Below are 18,015 nucleotides of genomic sequence, written 5' to 3'. Positions count from 1 at the left end.
GAGGGCGCCTAAATTGATTGTGTGCGCAACACCATCGGCAGCCTTCGGACGTGGTTCCACGGGCATCCGCTGATTCCCGACGCGATCTTCGGTGGAGCGCTGGCCGCCGCCTCGGTTCCCTTCGCCCACGCGGCTCACGTCTTCGGCGACCCAGACCGCCTCAGGACGCCCGACGCGATGGGCCTCGGCCTGATCGTGGCGGGCTGCCTGTCGGTGGCGCTGCGCCGCCACCGGCCGTTCCTGGTGCTCTTCCTGGTCTGTGTGGCCGAGGTCGCGCTGGCCGCCACGGGACGCAACCCCTCCCTGCTCTGGCTCGTCACCCTGGTGCTGGTCTACACGATCGCCGCCGGGCGCGGCCTGGCGCTCAGCGTGTGCGCCCCGGCGCTGGCCCTCACCGGTCACGTCCTGTCGTCGGCGGCGGGCGGCGGGCTCGGCGGGTGGAGCGGTCACCTGCTGATGGCCGTGTTCACCGCCTCCCTGTGGATCGCCGGCCGGAGCGTGCGGTTGCGCCGGGCCTACCAGGCGGAACTGCGCGACCGGGCACGGCGCATGGAACGCGCCCGGGAGGCCGACACCCGGGCGGCCAGGGCCGAGGAGCGTTCCCGCATCGCCCGTGAGCTGCACGACGTGGTCGCCCACCACGTGAGCGTGATGACCGTGCAGGCCGCCGCGGCGCGGCGGGTGCTGGCCAGCAACCCCGACGGGGCGAGAGAGGCCCTGTCGGCGATCGAGAAGCTCGGCCGGACCGCGATGTCGGAGATGCGCAGCATGGTGGGCGTGCTCAGGACCGACGGGACACCCGCCGAGCGCAACCCGCAGCCGGGGGTGCGTGAGATCCCGGCCCTGGTCGACCAGATGCGCGAGGCGGGGTTGCGGACGCAGCTGTGGATCGAGGACGGGCGGGGCACTCCGGGCGCGACAGGAGCGTCAGGAACGGGGGAAACCGAGGAAACGGGGAGAAAACTGCCCCCCGGTGTCGACCTGGCCGCGTACAGGCTGGTCCAGGAGGCCCTGACCAACAGCCTGCGGCACGCGGGGCCGCAGGCGCGGGCCTGGGTGACGGTACGGCACGAGCCGGGCGAGCTGGCCGTCCAGGTCGAGGACGACGGCCTCGGCCCTGCGGCGCGCGACGCGGACGAGGAGGTGACCGGGCACGGATTGGCGGGCATCCGGGAACGCGTCGCCCTCTATGGTGGACTTCTGAGGATCGGCCCGCGCGACGGGGGCGGATTCGAGGTCAATGCCCGGTTCCCCCTCAAGGACACGTGATGACGATCAGAGTGCTGCTGGTGGACGACCAGCCGCTGCTGCGCACGGGCTTCCGCCTGATCCTGGAGGCCGAGCCCGATCTCACGGTGGTCGGCGAGGCGGGGGACGGCAAGGCCGCGCAGGACCAGTCGCGGGCGCTGCTGCCCGACGTGGTGCTGATGGACATCCGGATGCCGGGGGTGGACGGCATCGAGGCGACCCGCAGGATCGTGCGTGAGGCCACCGCGGGCGCGCACGTGCCGCGGGTGCTGGTGCTGACGACCTTCGACCTCGACGAGTACATCGTGGAGGCGCTGCGCGCCGGGGCGAGCGGGTTCCTGCTGAAGGACGTGCCGCCCGAGGAGCTGGTGCAGGCGATCCGGGTGGTGGCGGCGGGCGACGCCATCGTCGCGCCGAGCGTCACCAGGCGGCTGCTGGACAAGTTCGGCGCGCACCTGCCCTCGGCGCACCAGCAGTCGACCCCCGCGCGCCTGGACCGGCTGACCGAGCGCGAGCTGGAGGTGCTCCGGCTGATCGCCAAGGGCATGTCCAACGCGGAGATCGCCGCCCAGCTGGTGGTGAGCGAGACGACGGTCAAGACCCACGTCGGCAACGTGCTCACCAAGCTGGGCCTGCGCGACCGCGTCCAGGCCGTCGTCCTCGCGTACGAGACCGGCCTGATCACGCCGGGCGCGCTTCCCTGACCTCCTGGATTTGACCCCCTGGACGTGACCCCCGCGCGCGCCCGCCCGCACGGGCGCTCCGTACGGGCGGGGTGCGGCGAGTGGTCAGCCGGAGACGGGCTGCGGGGAGGCCTGCCCGGCAGGGGCGTTCTCCGGGAAGTGGCAGGCGACCTGGTGACCCGGGGCCAGCGTCGCCAGCGGCGGCTCCACCGTCTTGCAGATCTCCTGGGCCTTCCAGCACCGGGTGTGGAACCGGCAGGCGGGCGGCGGGTTGAGCGGGCTGGGCACGTCGCCCTGGAGGCGGATGCGCTCGCGGTCCCTGCGCCGGGCCGGGTCGGGGACGGGCACCGCGGACATCAGCGCGGTGGTGTACGGGTGCATGGGCGACTCGTACAGGTCCTTGCGGTCGGCCAGCTCGACGATCTTGCCGAGATACATGACCGCGACCCGGTCGCTGATGTGCCGGATGACCGACAGGTCGTGCGCGACGATGACGTAGGTCAGGTCGAGCTCGTTCTGCAGGTCCTCCAGGAGGTTGACCACCTGGGCCTGGATCGACACGTCCAGCGCGGAGACCGGCTCGTCGGCGATGATGAGCTTGGGCTTGAGGGCGAGCGTGCGGGCGATGCCGATGCGCTGGCGCTGGCCGCCGGAGAACTCGTGCGGGTAGCGGTTGTAGTGCTCGGGGTTGAGCCCGACCAGCTCCAGGATCTCCTGGACCGCCTTCTTGGTGCCCTGCTCGGTCTGGATCCCCTGGATGCGGTACGGGGCGCCGACGATGGCGCCGACCGTGTGCCGGGGGTTGAGCGACGAGTAGGGGTCCTGGAAGATCATCTGCACGTCGCGGCGGAGCGGGCGGATCTTGGCCTGGGACATGTGGGTGATGTCGTGGCCCTCAAAGACGATCTTGCCGCCGGTGGGCTCCAGCAGGCGGGTGATCAGCCGTCCCGTGGTGCTCTTGCCGCAGCCGGACTCGCCCACCAGGCCGAGCGTCTCGCCCTTGCGGACGTCGAAGCTGACCCCGTCGACCGCCTTGACCGCGCCGACCTGCCTGCGCAGCAGTCCCTTGGTCACCGGGAAGTGCTTCTGCAGGCCCTGCACGGACAGCAGCGCGTCGGAGGGGGACCTTTCGGCCGCGCCGCCCTTGTCGTCAACGACGTTGACCGAGGTCACGCGTCCTCCCTAACCCGAGGCGTGCTGTGCTGACCGGCTCGCTGGCTCACGTGCTCTCCATCATCGGCTTGATCTCGTTCTCCCAGATGGACCGCCGTTCCGCGCGGGGCATGTGGCAGCGGACCAGGTGGCCGCCGTCGGTCTCCAGCAGCTGCGGCACCTCCGAGGTGGCCTTGCCCTCGGTACGGCCGGCGAAGGCGCAGCGGGGGTTGAAGGCGCAGCCGGACGGCACGTTGATCAGGGAGGGCGGGGAGCCCTTGATCGGGAGCAGCCGCTCGGTGGGCTCGCGGTCCAGGCGGGGCATCGATCCCAGCAAACCCCACGTGTAGGGGTGCTCGGGCCGGTAGAAGGTGTCCTCGGCCGTGCCGTACTCGACGCACTTGCCGCCGTACATCACCAGGATGTCGTCCGACAGCTCGGCGACCACGCCGAGGTCGTGGGTGATGACGATCAGCGCGGAGTTGAACTCGCTCTGCAGGTCGCGCATCAGGTCGAGGATCTGCGCCTGGACGGTCACGTCGAGGGCCGTGGTGGGCTCGTCGGCGATGAGGAGCTCGGGGTCGCAGGAGAGCGCCATGGCGATCATCGCGCGCTGGCGCATGCCGCCGGAGAAGTGGTGGGGGTAGTCGTCGACCCGCTTGTCGGGCTGCGGGATCCCCACCCGGCCGAGCATGTCGATCGCGTGCTTGCGGGCGACGGCCTTGCTGACCTTGTGGTGGATCCGGTACGCCTCGATGATCTGGGCGCCCACGCTGTAGTACGGGTGCATGGCGGACAGCGGATCCTGGAAGATCATCGCCATCTTCTTGCCGCGCAGGGTCCGCACGTGGTCGGGGCTCGCGCCGACGAGTTCCTCGCCGTCCAGCCAGATCTCACCGGAGATCTTGGCCCGGCCGCCCTTGTGCAGGCCCAGGATGCCGAGGCTGGTCACGCTCTTGCCCGAACCCGACTCGCCCACGATGCCCAGGGTCTTGCCCCGCTCGAGCTTGAACGACAGGCCGTCGACGGACTTGACCAGGCCGTCCTCGGTCGGGAAGTGGATGCGCAGGTCACGCAGTTCCAGGAAGGACTCCGGTGCGGGAGTCGTCATGAGAGCCTCACCCTCGGGTCGACCACCGCGTACAGGACGTCCACGATGAGATTGGCCACGACGATGAAGATCGCCGCGAACAGGGTCACGCCCAGGACGACGGGCAGGTCGTTGCTCCGGATCGCGTCGATGACCAGCTTTCCGATGCCGGGGATGGAGAAGGTGCTCTCGGTGAGCACCGCGCCGCCCAGCAGCAGGCCGAGGTCCAGGCCGAAGATGGTGAGGATCGGGGTCAGCGTGGCCCGCAGCGCGTGCTTGGTCACGACCGTCCGCTCCTTGAGGCCCTTGGCGCGGGCCGTGCGGATGTAGTCCTCGCCCATGGTCTCCAGCATGCCCGCCCGGGTGAGCCGGGCGTACAGGGCGGCGTACAGGAACGCCAGGGTGATCCACGGTAGGACAAGCGCCTGGAACCACATGACCGGATTCTCGGTGAACGCCGTGTAGCTGCCGCCGCCGGGGAAGATCCCCAGCGTGTACGCGAACAGCGACAGTGACACCAGGCCGGTGAAGTAGATGGGGAGCGACACTCCGGCCAGGGCGATCGTCATGGCCGTCCGGTCCATGGCGGTGCCGCGTTTCAGCGCGGAGATGACGCCCACGCTGACGCCGACGACGACCCAGGTGACCGCGGCGCCCAGGGCGAGGGAGATCGTCGCGGGGAGCCGGTCGAGCAGCGTCGGCCAGACCGGCTGGTTGTTGTTGAAGGAGAAGCCAAAGCACGGTGCCGGGCACTCGGCCTTGCGCGGGCCGAGCGAGTAGTCCTGACCGGCGACGATGCCCTGCGCGAACCGGCCGTACTGCACCAGGAGCGGATCGTCCAGATGCAGTCGCTTGACTGCGCCCTGGATCGCCTCAGGGGTGGCGTCTCGCCCGACGTAACGCGACGCCATGCCCTCGGGGGTCTGCCCCAGGGCACGCGGGATGAGAAAGAAGATCGCGAAGGTGGCCATGCTGACAATGGCGAGCATCAGCACGGCGGCGATCACGCGGCGGACGATGAAAGCGACCACGATCGTTCGGCCGGTGGTGCCCGGGAGGGTCGCTCCCGGGCACCGTCAGGCCTTCACCTGCCTTTGGCTAACTAGGGAAGGGCTACTGCTGGACGCCGAGCCACGTGTAGTCGTACATGCCGTAGGCCGGGTGCACGTACACGTTGGTCAGGGTCGACGGGCGGAAGATCAGGGTCTTCTCGTAGACGAAGGACATGAAGGCGGCAGACTCCATGACCTTCTGGTCGACCTGCGCCCAGATCTCGTTGCGGGCCGCGGCGTCGGTGGTCTGGATGCCCTTGTCCAGCAGCTCGTTCACCGACTTGTCGTTGAGCTCCATCATGTTGTAGTTGCCGGAGTCCTTGATGAAGCGACCGTCGACGATCTGCGACAGGAACCCGAAGCCGGACGGCCAGTCGGAACCCCAACCGGCGATCATGATGCCCAGCTTGTTGGCGTGCACGAACTCCGGCTTGCCGGCGTACTGCGCGCTCCAGTCACCCGAGGGGTACTTCTTGATGGTGGCCTTGATGCCGACCCGGTCGAGGGAGGCCTGGAGGGCCTCGGCGACCTGGACTTCCTTGGTGCGGTCACCGCGGACCGCGATGTTGGTCTCGAAGCCGTTCGGCTGGCCGCAGGCCGCCAGGTGCTCCTTGGCCTTGGCCAGGTCACCCTTGTGGTCGGCGCCGTTGGGGTAGAGGTCGAACTGCTTGTAGCCGACCGTGGTCGGGGTCATCGCGGTGGTGCCGATCTCGCCGCCGAGCGGGCCGCCCCAGGGAGCCTGGGTGGCGGTCTTGTCGGTGGCGTACTGCACGGCCTTGCGGCACTCGATGTTGTCGAACGGCTTCACCGCGGTCGACATCATCGCGTAGCGGTTGAACGGCGTGAAGGGGTTGTCCGTGGACTCCTTCAGCTTGGCGTCCGCGACGATCTGGGCGCGGGCCGCCGGCTGCACGCCGGTGCCGCCGAGGTCGACGTGGACCTGGCCGCTCATGAGGCGCTTGTCGATGTCCTCGGCGTTCTGCTTCAGCTGGACCTCGATGCGGTCGGGCAGCTGCTTGCGGGTGGTGTCGGTGGCCGGGTCCCAGTTCTCGTTCTTGACGAGGTTGAACTGCTTGCCGATCTCGTAGCTCTCGATCTTGTAGGGACCGGTCGAGGCGACGGTCTTCTCGTAGTCGAGGCCGGTGTCCTTGGCCTGCGGCACCGGGGCCGACTGCGGGTTGGCGACGAGGAAGTCGAACTCCGCGAACGGCGCCTTCAGCTTGAAGACGACGGTGTAGTCGTCGGGGGTCTCGATACCCTTGAAGTCGTCGAGGTTCTTGTCCTTGTAGGGACCCTTGTAGTCACCGGCGTCGAGGTACTGGGCGAAGTACTTCGGACCGTCGGTGAGCTCGGAGGTGAAGTTGCTGCGGGCGATGGCGTACTTGACGTCCGCGGCCTTGACCTCGGTGCCGTCGTCGTACTTGATGCCCTTCTTGATCTTGTACGTCCAGGAGAGGCCGTCCTCGGCCATCTCGCCGGGGCCCTCGGCCAGGTCCGGGACCAGCTTCAGGCCGGCGTCCCCGGGGGCGGGGGCGTAGGTCATCAGCGGGCGGGCGTACAGCCGGGTGAAGTTCCAGTTGAACGCGTAGTACGTGTTGCCCGGGTCCATCGAGTCGGGCTCGTCGGAGTAGGCGAACTTGAGCGTGCCGCCCTTGGCGTCGGAGGCGTTGACGACCTTGGTGTAGCCGTCGTTGTGCTTGGCCGCGGAGGCCGCGGCGCCGGTCCCCTGACTTCCCGAGGACGTGTTGCCACCGCCACCGGCTGTTCCGCCACAGGCGGCCAGTCCCATGGTCAGCGCGGTACCCAGCGCACCGAGCGCCAGTACGTTGATCTTCCTCATCGTGGTGGTATACCCCTTGTCATGAGTGACGGTGATATAGAGGACGGTCGCTTGTTCGCTACCGGGCTCGCGGGTCGAGGGCGTCCCGGAGCCCGTCGCCCAGCAGGTTGAACGCCATGACGGTGATGAAGATCGCCAGGCCCGGGACGATCATGAAGAGCGGGGCGGTCTGGTAGTAGTCGACCGCCCTGGTGAGCATGCCGCCCCAGGAGGCCTGGGGCTCGTTCACACCTACACCGAGAAAGGACAGAGCCGCCTCGAACAGGATGTTCGTGGGGATGAGCAGGGTGGCGTAGACGAGGATCGGCGCCACGAGGTTCGGGAACACCTCGCGGAAGATGATGTAGCGGTTGCCCGCGCCCAGGGAGCGGGCCGCGTCGACGAACTCGCGCTCGCGCAGCGACAGGGTCTGGCCGCGCACGATGCGCGCGATGTAGGGCCAGTTGAAGAAGCCGATGATGAACACGATCACCGCGATCCGCAGGCCGTTGCCCTGCAGCCCGAGCGCCTGGTCGGGGACGGCGCCGACGATGGCGATCGCGAACAGCAGCAGGGGGAAGGCGAGGAAGACGTCCATCGCCCGGCTGATGAGGGTGTCGACCCAGCCGCCGAAGAAGCCCGCGAGCACACCCAGCAGCGAGCCGAGCACCACCGAGAGCAGCGTGGCCAGGAAGGCGACCAGCAGCGAGATCTGGGCGCCGGAGAGGATCCGGGCGAAGATGTCACGGCCGTTGACCGGCTCCAGCCCGAACGGGTGCTCAAGGCTGATCCCGCCCCAGGCGCCCAGCGGGGCGCTCGTCATGGGGTCGATGAGGTCGTTGTTGGGAATGTTCGGAGAGTCCCCGAACAGCGCGATGATCCCGCCGAACGGACGCTCCGCGAAGATCGCGATCAGCGTCAGGAAGACCACGACGAAAGCACCGATGATCGCTGCCTTGTCGCGCTTCAGGCGCAGCCAAGCGATCTGGCCGAGAGAGCGGCCTTCGATGGCTTTTCCGCCCACCCCTTCGAGAACGGCCTCCGGCTGGGCCTCCATGGCCGTGCCGGGGACATCGAGCGGTGCGGTCATACAGTGGCCCCCTGGATCCCAGACGACGTCGTCCGTCAACGCGTCCCCCGGGTCGGGGTAGCGCGCCGTAAGTCTACGGGCCGTTATTAGTGGTCCCGTGCGCAGAATCTATGGGCTGAACTGCGCTGACCAGTCCCCTGAGGCGCTATGTGGCTCAACTGTGATTCACGTGAAATTCATTTGTTTTGATCTTGAAGGCAATGTCTGGAAGCCGTTCCGCTTATGTCTCGGATTCGTGACATGGAAACGGGGCGATGACGTAGCGTCACCCGATTCCCCGGCGCTTCAGGATGTCCTCGATATCGGAGAAGTCGTCGTCGGCCGCCGGCTTCGCCGCGGGCTTGGACCCGGCGGCCCTGGAGACGGGCGAGGGCGCGGGCGTGCGCTTGGGCAGCGGCTGCGTGACGGCGGTCGCCCCGGGCGCGCCCTGCGCCCCCGGCGTCACGGCCCTGTGCTGCCCCGAGGCGGCCGCAGCGCTCGCGACGGGCGCGGGAGAGGCCCCGGACGCCGAGGACGCCGAGGACCCCGAGGACGCAGCGGCCCTGAGGCGGCGGCCGCGCAGGAAGCCGGAGATCAGGAAGAGCAGCGCGGAGAGCCCGGCCACCCCCACCCCGGCCCACACCATGGGATTGAACGCCAGGCCGGTGACGAACCCGACGATCGCCGTGCCGATCTGCCACAGGGTCGGCAGCGCGCCGGTCAGGTAGGCGGCGACGGGCAGCAGCGACCAGGCCGCGGCACGCAACCCCGTCGCGGCCCCCCGGCGCCGCATCAGCAGGAAACTCAGCACCAGCCCCACGCCGGTGACCCCGGCGCAGAGCGGCAACCACGCGATCTGTGTGAACGACATAGCGGACCGCCCCTCGTATCGGCTTACCCGATCTCCATCCTGGCACGTGGAACCGGGACGGGCCCTCCTTCCTGAGGAGGGATCACCCCTTAGGGGATACGGGGCGGTTCGCGAGAAAGATCAGGGACGATCCCCGACCTCGGACGGCTCGCCGGAGGACAGCGAACGCAGGATCGCCACGTCGACCTCCAGCAGAGAGCCGACGACGAGGCGGCCGGGCGCGGCGGGGATCGGCAGCACGCTCGGCACCGCCACCACCCGGCAGCCCGCGGCGGTGGCCGACGTCACCCCATTCGGGGAGTCCTCCAGGGCGACGCAGCGGGCCGGATCGACGTCCAGCAGCCGGGCGGCCGTCAGGTAGGGCTCGGGATCGGGCTTGGTCCTCATGACGTCGTCACCGGTGATCACGCGGTCGAAGTTGTCCCTGCCGATGCTCTTCAGGCACGCCTCGGCGATCGGCCGGACCGACGAGGTGACCAGGGCCGTGGCCAGGCCCTGCCCGCGCACCTCCGCCAGCAGCTCGGCGGCGCCGGGCATCATCTCCACCCCGCCCGCGAGCCTGGCGGTCATGCCCTCCAGCATCCAGGCCTCCACCTCGGCGGGACTGGCGCCCCCGCCGGAGATCCTGAGCATGTATGCCACGGTGGCCGGCATGGAGCCGCCCACCAGATTCTCCTGGTGGGCCTCCCCCCATTCTCCGCCGAGCCGTTCCATCACCTCGGTCTCGACCTGAAACCAGATCTTCTCGCTGTCGACGAGAAGCCCGTCCATGTCGAAGAGAACCGCTTCCATTCCCGGTGAACCCCCTGCCGATCACATGCCGATCACACGCCGGTCATACGTTGAAGTAATTGGCCTCAGGGTGATGGACGATCAGCGCGGACGTCGACTGCTCGGGGTGGAGCTGGAACTCCTCCGACAGCTCGACGCCGATCCTGGCCGGATCGAGCAGCTCCATCAGTTGCACCTGATCCTCCAGGTTGGGGCAGGCCGGGTAACCGAAGGAGTAGCGGCAGCCGGCGACGTTGACCTTGAGCATGTCCTCCAGGGACTCGTCGCCGCCGATGCCGAGCTCGGAGCGCACGCGCGCGTGCCAGTACTCGGCCAGGGCCTCGGTCAGCTGCACCGACAGGCCGTGCAGCTCCAGGTAGTCGCGGTAGGCGTCCTTGGCGAACAGCTCGGCCGCGGCCTCGGAGACCCGGTTGCCCATCGTCGCGACCTGGAAGGCGACGACGTCGACCTCGCCGGAGTCCTTGGAGCGGAAGAAGTCGGACAGGCACAGGTGCCGGTCGCGCCGCTGGCGCGGGAAGGTGAAGCGGGTGCGCTCGTTGCCGCCCTCGTCCAGGATGATCAGCGAGTCGCCGTCGCTGACGCACGGGAAGTAGCCGTAGACGACCGCCGCCTCCAGCAGCCCGTCGGTCTGCATCCGCTCCAGCCACATCCGCAGCCGCGGGCGGCCCTCGGTCTCGACCAGTTCCTCGTACGAGGGCCCGTCGCCGCCACGCGCGGCCTTGAGGCCCCACTGGCCCATGAACGTCGCCCGCTCGTCCAGGAACGCGGCGTACTCGGCGAGCGGCACGCCCTTGATGACGCGCTCGCCGAGGAAGGGCGCCGTCGGCACCGGGTTGCCGGCGGCCACGTCGGAGCGGGCGGGCAGATCCTCCACCGGGGTCCTGACCAGCGTGGCGCCGCCCTTGACCCGGCGCTCGCGCAGCGGCGGCAGGCTCGCGCCCTTCTCCCCGCGCTTGACCGCCATGAAGGCGTCCATCAGGCGCAGTCCCTCGAAGGCGTCGCGGGCGTAGCGGACCTGGCCCTGGAAGAGCTCCGCGAGGTCCTGCTCGACGTAGGCGCGGGTCAGCGCCGCCCCGCCGAGCAGCACGGGGAACTTCTCGGAGATGCCCCGGGAGTTCATCTCCTCCAGGTTCTCCTTCATGATGACCGTGGACTTCACCAGCAGCCCGGACATGCCGATGACGTCGGCCTTCTTCTCCTCGGCGGCCTCCAGGATGACCGACACCGGCTGCTTGATGCCGAGGTTGACGACCTCGTAGCCGTTGTTGGAGAGGATGATGTCGACCAGGTTCTTGCCGATGTCGTGCACGTCGCCCTTGACGGTGGCGAGCACGATGCGGCCCTTGATCTCGCCCTCGACCCGCTCCATGTGCGGCTCCAGGTAGGCGACCGAGGTCTTCATCACCTCGGCCGACTGGAGCACGAACGGCAGCTGCATCTGGCCGGAGCCGAACAGCTCGCCGACGGTCTTCATCCCGTCCAGCAGCACGTCGTTGACGATCTCCAGGGCGGGGCGCCGGGCGAGGCCCTCGTCGAGGTCGGCCTCCAGGCCCTTGCGCTCGCCGTCGACGATGCGGCGCTTGAGCCGCTCCCACAGCGGCAGCGCGGCGAGCTCCTCGGCCTTGCTCTCCTTGAGCGCGGCGGCGTCGACGCCCTCGAACAGCTCCATGAACCGCTGCAGCGGGTCGTAGCCCTCCCTGCGCCGGTCGTAGACCATGTCCAGGGCGACCTCGCGCTGCTCCTCGGGGATGCGCGCCATCGGCAGGATCTTGGAGGCGTGCACGATCGCCGCGTCGAGGCCGGCGTTGACGCACTCGTTGAGGAAGACCGAGTTGAGCACGATGCGGGCGGCGGGGTTGAGGCCGAACGACACGTTCGACAGGCCCAGGACCGTCTGCACCCCGGGGTGGAGCCGCTTGATCTCCTTGATCGCCTCGATCGTCTCCAGCGCGTCGCGCCGGGTCTCCTCCTGGCCGGTGGCGATGGGGAAGGTGAGCATGTCGACGAGGATGTCCTCGATGTTCATGCCCCAGTCGCCCGTCAGGTCCTCGATGAGGCGGACCGCGATCTGGACCTTCCGGCCGGCGGTGCGGGCCTGGCCCTCCTCGTCGATGGTGAGGGCGACCACGGCGGCGCCGTACTCGCGGACCAGGGTCATGTTCCGGTGGAAGCGCGTCTCGGGGCCGTCGCCCTCCTCGTAGTTGACCGAGTTGACGACCGCGCGCCCACCGAGCATCTGCAGCCCGGCCTCGAGGACGGCGGGCTCGGTGGAGTCGAGGACGACCGGCAGCGTGGAGGCGGTGGCGAAGCGGAAGGCCAGCTCCCTCATGTCGGCCACGCCGTCGCGGCCCACGTAGTCGACGCAGAGGTCGAGCATGTGCGCGCCGTCGCGGGCCTGCCCCCGCGCGATCTCCACGCACTCCTCCCAGTCCTGGGCGAGCATCGCCTCGCGGAAGATCTTGGAGCCGACGGCGTTGGTGCGCTCGCCGATGGCCATGTACGAGATGTCCTGGCGGAAGGGGACGCTCTGGTAGAGGGAGGAGGCGCCGGCCTCGGGGCGGGGGCGGCGCGGGGCCGTCTCCCGCCCGCGGACCCGCTCGACGACCTGGCGCAGGTGCTCGGGGGTGGTGCCGCAGCAGCCGCCGACCAGGGAGAGCCCGTAGTCGCGGGTGAAGTTCTCGTGCGCCGAGGCAAGCTCCTCGGGGCTCAGCGGGTAGTAGGCGCCGTCGGAGGTCAGCACGGGCAGCCCGGCGTTGGGCATGCACGACAGGCGGACCCGGGCGTGGCGGGCCAGGTAGCGCAGGTGCTCGCTCATCTCGGCGGGGCCGGTCGCGCAGTTGAGGCCGATCACGTCGACGCCGAGCGGCTCGATCGCGGTCAGTGCCGCGCCGATCTCCGAGCCCAGCAGCATCGCGCCGTTGGTCTCGATGGTCACCTGGGCGATCACCGGCACGTCACGGCCGGAGTCGGCGATGGCCCGGCGGGCGCCGATCACCGCCGCCTTGACCTGGAGCAGGTCCTGGGAGGTCTCGATGATCAGCGCGTCGGCGCCGCCGCCGACCAGGCCGGCGGCGTTGTCGTAGTAGGCGTCGCGCAGCTCGGCGTACGGCTTGTGCCCGAGGGTGGGGAGCTTGGTGCCGGGACCGATGGAGCCGAGCACGAAGCGCGGGCGGTCGGGGGTGGACCAGGCGTCGGCGGCCTCGCGCGCGACGCGGGCACCGGCCTCGGAGTACTCGAAGACGCGCTCGGGGATGTCGTATTCGCCGAGAGCTGAAAGGTTGGCCCCGAAGGTGTTGGTCTCGACGCAGTCGACCCCCACCTCGAAGTAGGCCTCGTGCACGGCGCGGACGATGTCGGGACGGGTGACGTTGAGCACTTCGTTGCAGCCCTCATGGTCCTGGAAGTCATCCATGGTGACGTCGTGGGCCTGAAGCATCGTCCCCATGGCCCCGTCGGCGACCATCACGCGCTCGGCCAGGACTTCACGGAAAGACGGCGTGCTTGTCATGGGACAAGAGTACTGGGAGGCGTCCGGGCACCCCCGGTGCTCGGCGGCGACCTCGGCGGCGATTGGATCTTTTGCCCACCTGACCCGGCGATCACCCCTGTCACCGCCCCTGTCGCCGCACCGGAACACCGCCGGAGCACCATCGCAGCACCGCAGCACCGCCGGAGCACCACCGCAGCACCGCAGCACCGCCGGAGCACCACCGCGGCACCGCAGGAACATCACCGCGGCACCGCAGGTGGCCGGTCGCGCCGTCCTCATAGGTACCGGCGACCCCCCGGCCCACCTGCGGGCGCGGGGACGGCCTCCCGTGGCCTCCCGTGGCCTCCCGCGGCCGCCGGGCCGGAGGCTCACCGGCCCGGCGGGGCGGCCGCGAGACCCGGTGCCGCACGGCGTGTGGCGGCGCGGGCCGCGACGTCCCGATCGCCCGCACCATGTCGGGAAGGTGACGTGAAGGCCCCCTCACCGCATAGGCTTAGCCGGATAGGACGAGAGGTGAGAAGGAGGGGGCGCGTGATCGAGATCGAAGGCCTGCCCGAGCTCGTCGACCCGGTGATGATCGCCGCGTTCGAGGGGTGGAACGACGCGGGTGAGGCCTCGAGCGGAGTGATCGCGCACCTCGAGGAGGAGTGGAAGGCGACCCCGCTGGTCTCCCTGGACCCGGAGGAATACTACGACTTCCAGGTGACCCGCCCGATCGTCGAGATGGGCGAGGGGCTGACGCGGTCCATCACCTGGCCGACCACCAAGCTGTCGGTGGCCAGGCCCCCGGGCGTCGACCGCGACGTGGTGCTGCTGCGCGGCATCGAGCCCAACATGCGCTGGCGCGCGTTCTGCGAGGAGATCGTGCTGGTCTGCCGCGAGCTGGGGGTCGAGCTGGCGGTCCTGCTCGGCGCGCTGCTCAACGACTCGCCGCACACCCGCCCGGTGCCGATCGTCGGGTCGGCGACCGACGAGGGCCTGGCCAGGGCGATCAACCTGGAGCTGAGCCGCTACGAGGGGCCGACCGGCATCGTCGGCGTCCTGCAGCACTCCCTGGGCGCCGCCGGGCTGCACGCCGTGTCGCTGTGGGCCTCGGTGCCGCACTACGTGGCCCAGCCGCCCAACCCGAAGGCCACCATGGCGCTGCTCAGCCGGATGGAGGACCTGCTCGACATCCCGATGCCGCTGGGCGAGCTGGCCGAGGAGTCCCGGGCCTGGGAGCACGGCGTCGACGAGCTGGCCTCCCAGGACAGCGAGGTCGCCGAGTACGTCAAGGAGCTCGAGGAGCGCAAGGACGCCGCGGAGCTGCCCGAGGCGAGCGGCGACGCCATCGCCGCCGAGTTCGAGCGCTATCTGCGCCGGCGCGACCGTGACTCCGACGGCTGAACTCACGGCGTACGGTTACCACCGGACGCTCTTTTTCGCCTAGGTTGAAACCAGGTCGAGCCCGGGGCCGGGCCCGGGTCGACAGGCACTGATCGGGCACGCCCCGCCCCTCCGGGTGCGCGCCGAGCGGAAAACCGGACGTCGGCGACTCCACGGCCAGGAAGCACCCAGGAAGCACACGGCCCGTGGACACCGGCGGACGACGCATCACCGTTACGACCATCTGTCCATGTGACTGCGCACGTTAGGGCGACCATGGCGACTCCCTATATCGACCCGTACCAGATCGACCCGTATCAGCAGACCGTCGACCCGCACCGGAACGCGCAGGAGGCGCGGCGCCGCGTCCTCGAGCTGGCCGCGTTCATGAAGCGCGAGGAGGCCGACGACGCCGCGCACCCGCGCTCGCGGGGCACCGCGTCCGGACACGCCGTCGACATGTTCCTGGCCCTGCTGCAGGACCGGCTCCCGGTCTGGCGGCGCGTCCTCGACGACCTGATGTACCTGGTCGGCAAGGGCCGGGTGAGCGAGAACCTGCTGCCCATCGCGCGAGCGGGCATCGACTACTACTGCGAGGTCCAGGCGGCGGCGCTGCCCGCCTTCACCTCCCCCTCGGTCACCGTCCGCTTCCGCGAGGCGATGCGCGACAGCGACATCGGTCCGATGTCGGAGATCGTGCCGCTCACCGCGTACCTGGCGGCCGAGCAGCGGGCGGGGCGTGTCTCCCCCGGGGTCGTCCCGGTCGCCAGCGCCCGGCTGCTGCTCGCCGGGTGCTTCCGCCACGCCTACTACGAGACGCTTCTCGGCGCCGACGACTTCCTGCCCTCGCGGGACGAGGTCGCCGAGGAGATCGTCCGGGAGCTGAGGCTGGAGCCCCGGCCGGCCTGATCACCCCCGCGATCACCGGTGCCGGGCGGGCCACGCCGGGGTCCGGGCGCTCGAGGGCCCTGCGACCCGGTCGAGTCCGGCCGCCACCGGCTCCGGACGGGCCGGGCCGCCGGCCGTGGCCGCCGACGCCAGGCGGGCCTGGTCGAACCGTGCCCACACCAGCGCGGCCAGGTCCGCGTCCACCCCCAGGGGGGCGGAGACCAGGTCGGCGCCGGACGCCTCCAGGCGGTCCTGGAAGAAACCGGGGGCCAGGAGATAGGAGGCCAGCGCGATCCGCGGCGCGGGTCCCGAGCGCAGCCGCTCCAGGGCCTCGGCGACCGACGGGGTGCCCGTCGCGGCGAAGGCCGCGGTGACCGGGCGGGAGAGCCTGACCGACAGCAGCCGGGCCGCCGCCCGCACGTCGGCCAGCGCGGCCGGATCGGACGAGCCCGCCGCTCCCAGGACCACCGAGTCTGCGCCCCTCAGCCCCGCGGCGGAGAGCCGCCTGGCCAGGACGGCGGTGAGCAGCGGGTGCGGTCCCAGCGGGGCCGCCAGCACGGCGTCCGGCCTGGCCGCGGCGACCACGGAGGGCAGGTCGATGTGGACGTGGTAGCCGCCCGCCAGCAGCAGCGGGACCACCACGACGGGACCGGGCAGGCCGGGCAGCACGTCGGCCAGCAGCGGCGAGCTGATCTCCAGGAACGCCTGCTCGACCCGCGTCCCCCGGCGGCCCCTGCGCACCAGGTCCCGCAGTCCGGCCAGGGTCTCCTCGCCCCTCGCGCTGCGCGTCCCGTGCCCGGCCAGGACCAGCGTCGTCACAGGCCTTCGCCCCGGTCGCAGGCCAGGCGGTAGCCGCGTTTGACGACCGTCTCGACGATCCCCGCGGGACCGAGGGCACGGCGCAGGCGGGTGATGGCCATCTCGACCGCGTGCTCGGCCGAGTCACGCGAGGGGCCGCCGGGGAGCACGGTCCGCAGGTCGGAGCGGGCCACCACGTGTCCCGGCTTGTCGGCCAGGCGCTTGAGGACCGCCATCGGCGCCGGCGGCAGCGGCTTCAGCTCGCCTTCCACCGCGACGGCGTGGCCGCGGATCTCCAGCCGGTGGCCGCCCGCGACCAGGCGGGTGACGCTGTGCTCGGGCAGGTGCCTGGCGAGGGTACGGGCCAGCGTGCCCAGGCGGGAGCGCTCGGGCTGCACGGTGGGCACCCCGCGCGCCTCCAGCGGCGCGGCGGTGACCGGTCCCACGCAGGCGGCGACGACCGGCCCGGCGAAGGCCGAGACCAGCGCGTCCTCCAGGCCGTCCGCGCGGGCGGAGTTGAGCATGGCCAGCACGGCCGGGGCGCTGGTGAAGGCGACCGCGTCCACGCCGCCGGAGATCGCCTGGCTGACCAGGCGCCGCAGCGGCGACACGTCGCGGTAGGGCAGCCACCGGTAGACCGGCACCTCGATGACCTCCGCGCCCGCCTCGCGCAGCGCGGCCACGAAACCGGTCAGCGGTTCCCCGTGCAGCTGCACGGCGATGCGGCGCCCGCGCAGGTCCTGGGCGAGCAGGTGCTGCTTGACCTCCTCGCACGACTCCGTGGGCGGGGTCCAGTGGTCGGTCAGGCCCGCAGCCCTGACCGCGCCGCGCGCCTTGGGCCCGCGGGTCAGCAGCCGGGCGGCGGTCAGGTGCTCGGCGAGGTCGCCGGAGAGCCCCCAGCCCTCGGCCGCCGCCATCCAGCCGCGGAAACCGACGCCGGTGGTGACCACCACGTCGTCGATCGGGGCGGTCAGGCTGGCGCGGGTCGCGGCCAGCAGGTCGGCGTCCTCGGCCAGGGGCACCAGCCGGATCGCCGGGGCGCGCACCACCCTGGCGCCCCTGCGTTCCAGCAGCGCGCAGAACTCCTCGCGCCGCCGGGTGGCGGTGACCCCGATCGTGAACCCGGCCAGCGCGTCGGGCGCGGTCTCGGGAGAGCCGACGGGACCGTCCGGAACGGCGATGCTCATCTGTCGTTCACCACTCCTCGCTCGATGTTTCCTCGGTATCCGGGGTGTCCGGCCGCCCGCGGCCCCACCCCGTGCCCACCCGTGCTCAACCGGGGCCCACCTCCACCGTTCCGCCGGCGACGCGGATCGGGTAGGTCGGCACGGCCACCGCGGGATCGTCCAGGCACACTCCCGTCGCGAGGGAGAACACCTGCTTGTGCATCGGGGAGGCCACCACCGGCTCGCCCGCCCTGGTGCCCACGATCCCCCGGGACATGACGTGGGCACCGCTGAACGGGTCGCGGTTGCCGATCGCGAACAGGGAGCCGTCGAAGGCGCGGAACAGCGCGATCTGCCTGCCGCCGACGAGCGCGCACGCTCCGCGCTCGGGCAGCAGGTCGGCGTAGGAACAGACCGCCGTCCAGGCGATCGTCTCCAGGTCTTCTCCCAGCTCCAGGTCTTCTCTCAGCGCGGTCATCGGTGAAGGCCTCCTCTCTTCGGGTCCTCGGGTCCTCGGGTCCTCGGGTTCTCG

15 protein-coding genes are annotated in these 18,015 nt (G+C 70.6%); 4 read left to right on the top strand and 11 right to left on the bottom strand.

The annotated features are described in order from the left end of the window. Nucleotides 1-21: 21 nt before the first annotated feature. Together AB0F88_RS20680 and AB0F88_RS20675 are read left to right on the top strand one after the other, a co-directional pair. Complete coding sequence (locus tag AB0F88_RS20680) at nt 22-1,269, top strand: sensor histidine kinase (RefSeq protein WP_362686057.1); 1,248 nt, start codon at nt 22-24, stop codon at nt 1,267-1,269. Continuing rightward, nucleotides 1,269-1,952, top strand: a complete 684-nt coding sequence (locus tag AB0F88_RS20675; RefSeq protein WP_350967820.1) for a response regulator transcription factor — start codon at nt 1,269-1,271, stop codon at nt 1,950-1,952. The genes AB0F88_RS20680 and AB0F88_RS20675 overlap by 1 nt, the downstream gene beginning before the upstream one ends. 84 nt (nt 1,953-2,036) lie before the next feature. On the opposite strand, the gene AB0F88_RS20670 is transcribed toward AB0F88_RS20675, so the two are convergent. From AB0F88_RS20670 to metH, 8 genes are all read right to left on the bottom strand, one after another. Further along, entirely contained in the window at nt 2,037-3,104 is a 1,068-nt protein-coding gene (locus AB0F88_RS20670; protein ID WP_362686053.1) for a dipeptide ABC transporter ATP-binding protein, read from the bottom strand. Between the two features lie 46 nt (nt 3,105-3,150). Next, complete coding sequence (locus tag AB0F88_RS20665) at nt 3,151-4,194, bottom strand: ABC transporter ATP-binding protein (protein ID WP_362686050.1); 1,044 nt, start codon at nt 4,192-4,194, stop codon at nt 3,151-3,153. After that, a complete protein-coding gene (locus AB0F88_RS20660) occupies nt 4,191-5,204 on the bottom strand; it encodes an ABC transporter permease (protein WP_362686047.1) in 1,014 nt (337 codons plus the stop codon). Before AB0F88_RS20660 ends, AB0F88_RS20665 begins: the two co-directional genes overlap by 4 nt. Before the next feature lie 82 nt (nt 5,205-5,286). After that, nucleotides 5,287-7,065 (bottom strand): ABC transporter substrate-binding protein, encoded by a 1,779-nt coding sequence (locus AB0F88_RS20655; RefSeq protein WP_362686044.1) that lies wholly within the window; start codon nt 7,063-7,065, stop codon nt 5,287-5,289. Nucleotides 7,066-7,123: 58 nt separating this feature from the next. After that, nucleotides 7,124-8,134: an ABC transporter permease gene (locus AB0F88_RS20650; protein WP_362686041.1), complete on the bottom strand. Its 1,011-nt coding sequence runs from the start codon at nt 8,132-8,134 to the stop codon at nt 7,124-7,126. A gap of 265 nt (nt 8,135-8,399) precedes the next feature. Next, entirely contained in the window at nt 8,400-8,984 is a 585-nt protein-coding gene (locus AB0F88_RS20645) for a cellulose synthase (protein WP_362686038.1), read from the bottom strand. A gap of 120 nt (nt 8,985-9,104) precedes the next feature. Next, a complete protein-coding gene (locus tag AB0F88_RS20640) occupies nt 9,105-9,776 on the bottom strand; it encodes an HAD family phosphatase (RefSeq protein ID WP_362686035.1) in 672 nt (223 codons plus the stop codon). Nucleotides 9,777-9,819: 43 nt separating this feature from the next. Beyond that, a complete protein-coding gene (gene metH, locus AB0F88_RS20635; RefSeq protein ID WP_362686032.1) occupies nt 9,820-13,284 on the bottom strand; it encodes a methionine synthase in 3,465 nt (1,154 codons plus the stop codon). Nucleotides 13,285-13,797: 513 nt separating this feature from the next. On the opposite strand from metH, the gene AB0F88_RS20630 reads away from it, so the two are divergent. Both AB0F88_RS20630 and AB0F88_RS20625 read left to right on the top strand, forming a co-directional pair. Continuing rightward, nucleotides 13,798-14,652, top strand: coding sequence for a PAC2 family protein (locus tag AB0F88_RS20630; protein ID WP_350967829.1), 855 nt, complete (start codon nt 13,798-13,800; stop codon nt 14,650-14,652). Between the two features lie 255 nt (nt 14,653-14,907). Then, nucleotides 14,908-15,540 carry a hypothetical protein gene (locus AB0F88_RS20625; RefSeq protein WP_362686029.1) on the top strand — a complete coding sequence of 211 codons (633 nt, stop codon included), beginning with the start codon at nt 14,908-14,910 and terminating at the stop codon, nt 15,538-15,540. Between the two features lie 12 nt (nt 15,541-15,552). Here AB0F88_RS20625 and AB0F88_RS20620 read toward each other — a convergent pair whose 3' ends face one another. From AB0F88_RS20620 to nirD, 3 genes are all read right to left on the bottom strand, one after another. Further along, nucleotides 15,553-16,338, bottom strand: coding sequence for a sirohydrochlorin chelatase (locus AB0F88_RS20620; protein WP_362686026.1), 786 nt, complete (start codon nt 16,336-16,338; stop codon nt 15,553-15,555). Further along, nucleotides 16,335-17,504: a uroporphyrinogen-III synthase gene (locus AB0F88_RS20615; RefSeq protein WP_362686023.1), complete on the bottom strand. Its 1,170-nt coding sequence runs from the start codon at nt 17,502-17,504 to the stop codon at nt 16,335-16,337. Before AB0F88_RS20615 ends, AB0F88_RS20620 begins: the two co-directional genes overlap by 4 nt. 85 nt (nt 17,505-17,589) lie before the next feature. After that, nucleotides 17,590-17,961, bottom strand: a complete 372-nt coding sequence (gene nirD / locus AB0F88_RS20610) for a nitrite reductase small subunit NirD (protein WP_362686020.1) — start codon at nt 17,959-17,961, stop codon at nt 17,590-17,592. Nucleotides 17,962-18,015: the final 54 nt, after the last annotated feature.

It is taken from the genome of Streptosporangium sp. NPDC023963 (genome assembly GCF_040639135.1).
In the GTDB taxonomy this organism is placed as follows: Bacteria; Actinomycetota; Actinomycetes; order Streptosporangiales; family Streptosporangiaceae; genus Streptosporangium.
This window is presented reverse-complemented; position numbering and strand designations above follow the sequence as displayed.

Excerpts from the sequence above, each read along its gene's own strand:
- AB0F88_RS20675 (WP_350967820.1), top strand. The coding sequence starts at position 1,269 with ATGACGATCAGAGTGCTGCTGGTGGACGACCAGCCGCTGCTGCGCACG.
- AB0F88_RS20665 (WP_362686050.1), bottom strand. The coding sequence starts at position 4,194 with ATGACGACTCCCGCACCGGAGTCCTTCCTGGAACTGCGTGACCTGCGC.
- AB0F88_RS20655 (WP_362686044.1), bottom strand. The coding sequence starts at position 7,065 with ATGAGGAAGATCAACGTACTGGCGCTCGGTGCGCTGGGTACCGCGCTG.
- AB0F88_RS20650 (WP_362686041.1), bottom strand. The coding sequence starts at position 8,134 with ATGACCGCACCGCTCGATGTCCCCGGCACGGCCATGGAGGCCCAGCCG.
- AB0F88_RS20645 (WP_362686038.1), bottom strand. The coding sequence starts at position 8,984 with ATGTCGTTCACACAGATCGCGTGGTTGCCGCTCTGCGCCGGGGTCACC.
- AB0F88_RS20640 (WP_362686035.1), bottom strand. The coding sequence starts at position 9,776 with ATGGAAGCGGTTCTCTTCGACATGGACGGGCTTCTCGTCGACAGCGAG.
- metH (WP_362686032.1), bottom strand. The coding sequence starts at position 13,284 with ATGACAAGCACGCCGTCTTTCCGTGAAGTCCTGGCCGAGCGCGTGATG.
- AB0F88_RS20625 (WP_362686029.1), top strand. The coding sequence starts at position 14,908 with ATGGCGACTCCCTATATCGACCCGTACCAGATCGACCCGTATCAGCAG.
- AB0F88_RS20615 (WP_362686023.1), bottom strand. The coding sequence starts at position 17,504 with ATGAGCATCGCCGTTCCGGACGGTCCCGTCGGCTCTCCCGAGACCGCG.
- nirD (WP_362686020.1), bottom strand. The coding sequence starts at position 17,961 with ATGACCGCGCTGAGAGAAGACCTGGAGCTGGGAGAAGACCTGGAGACG.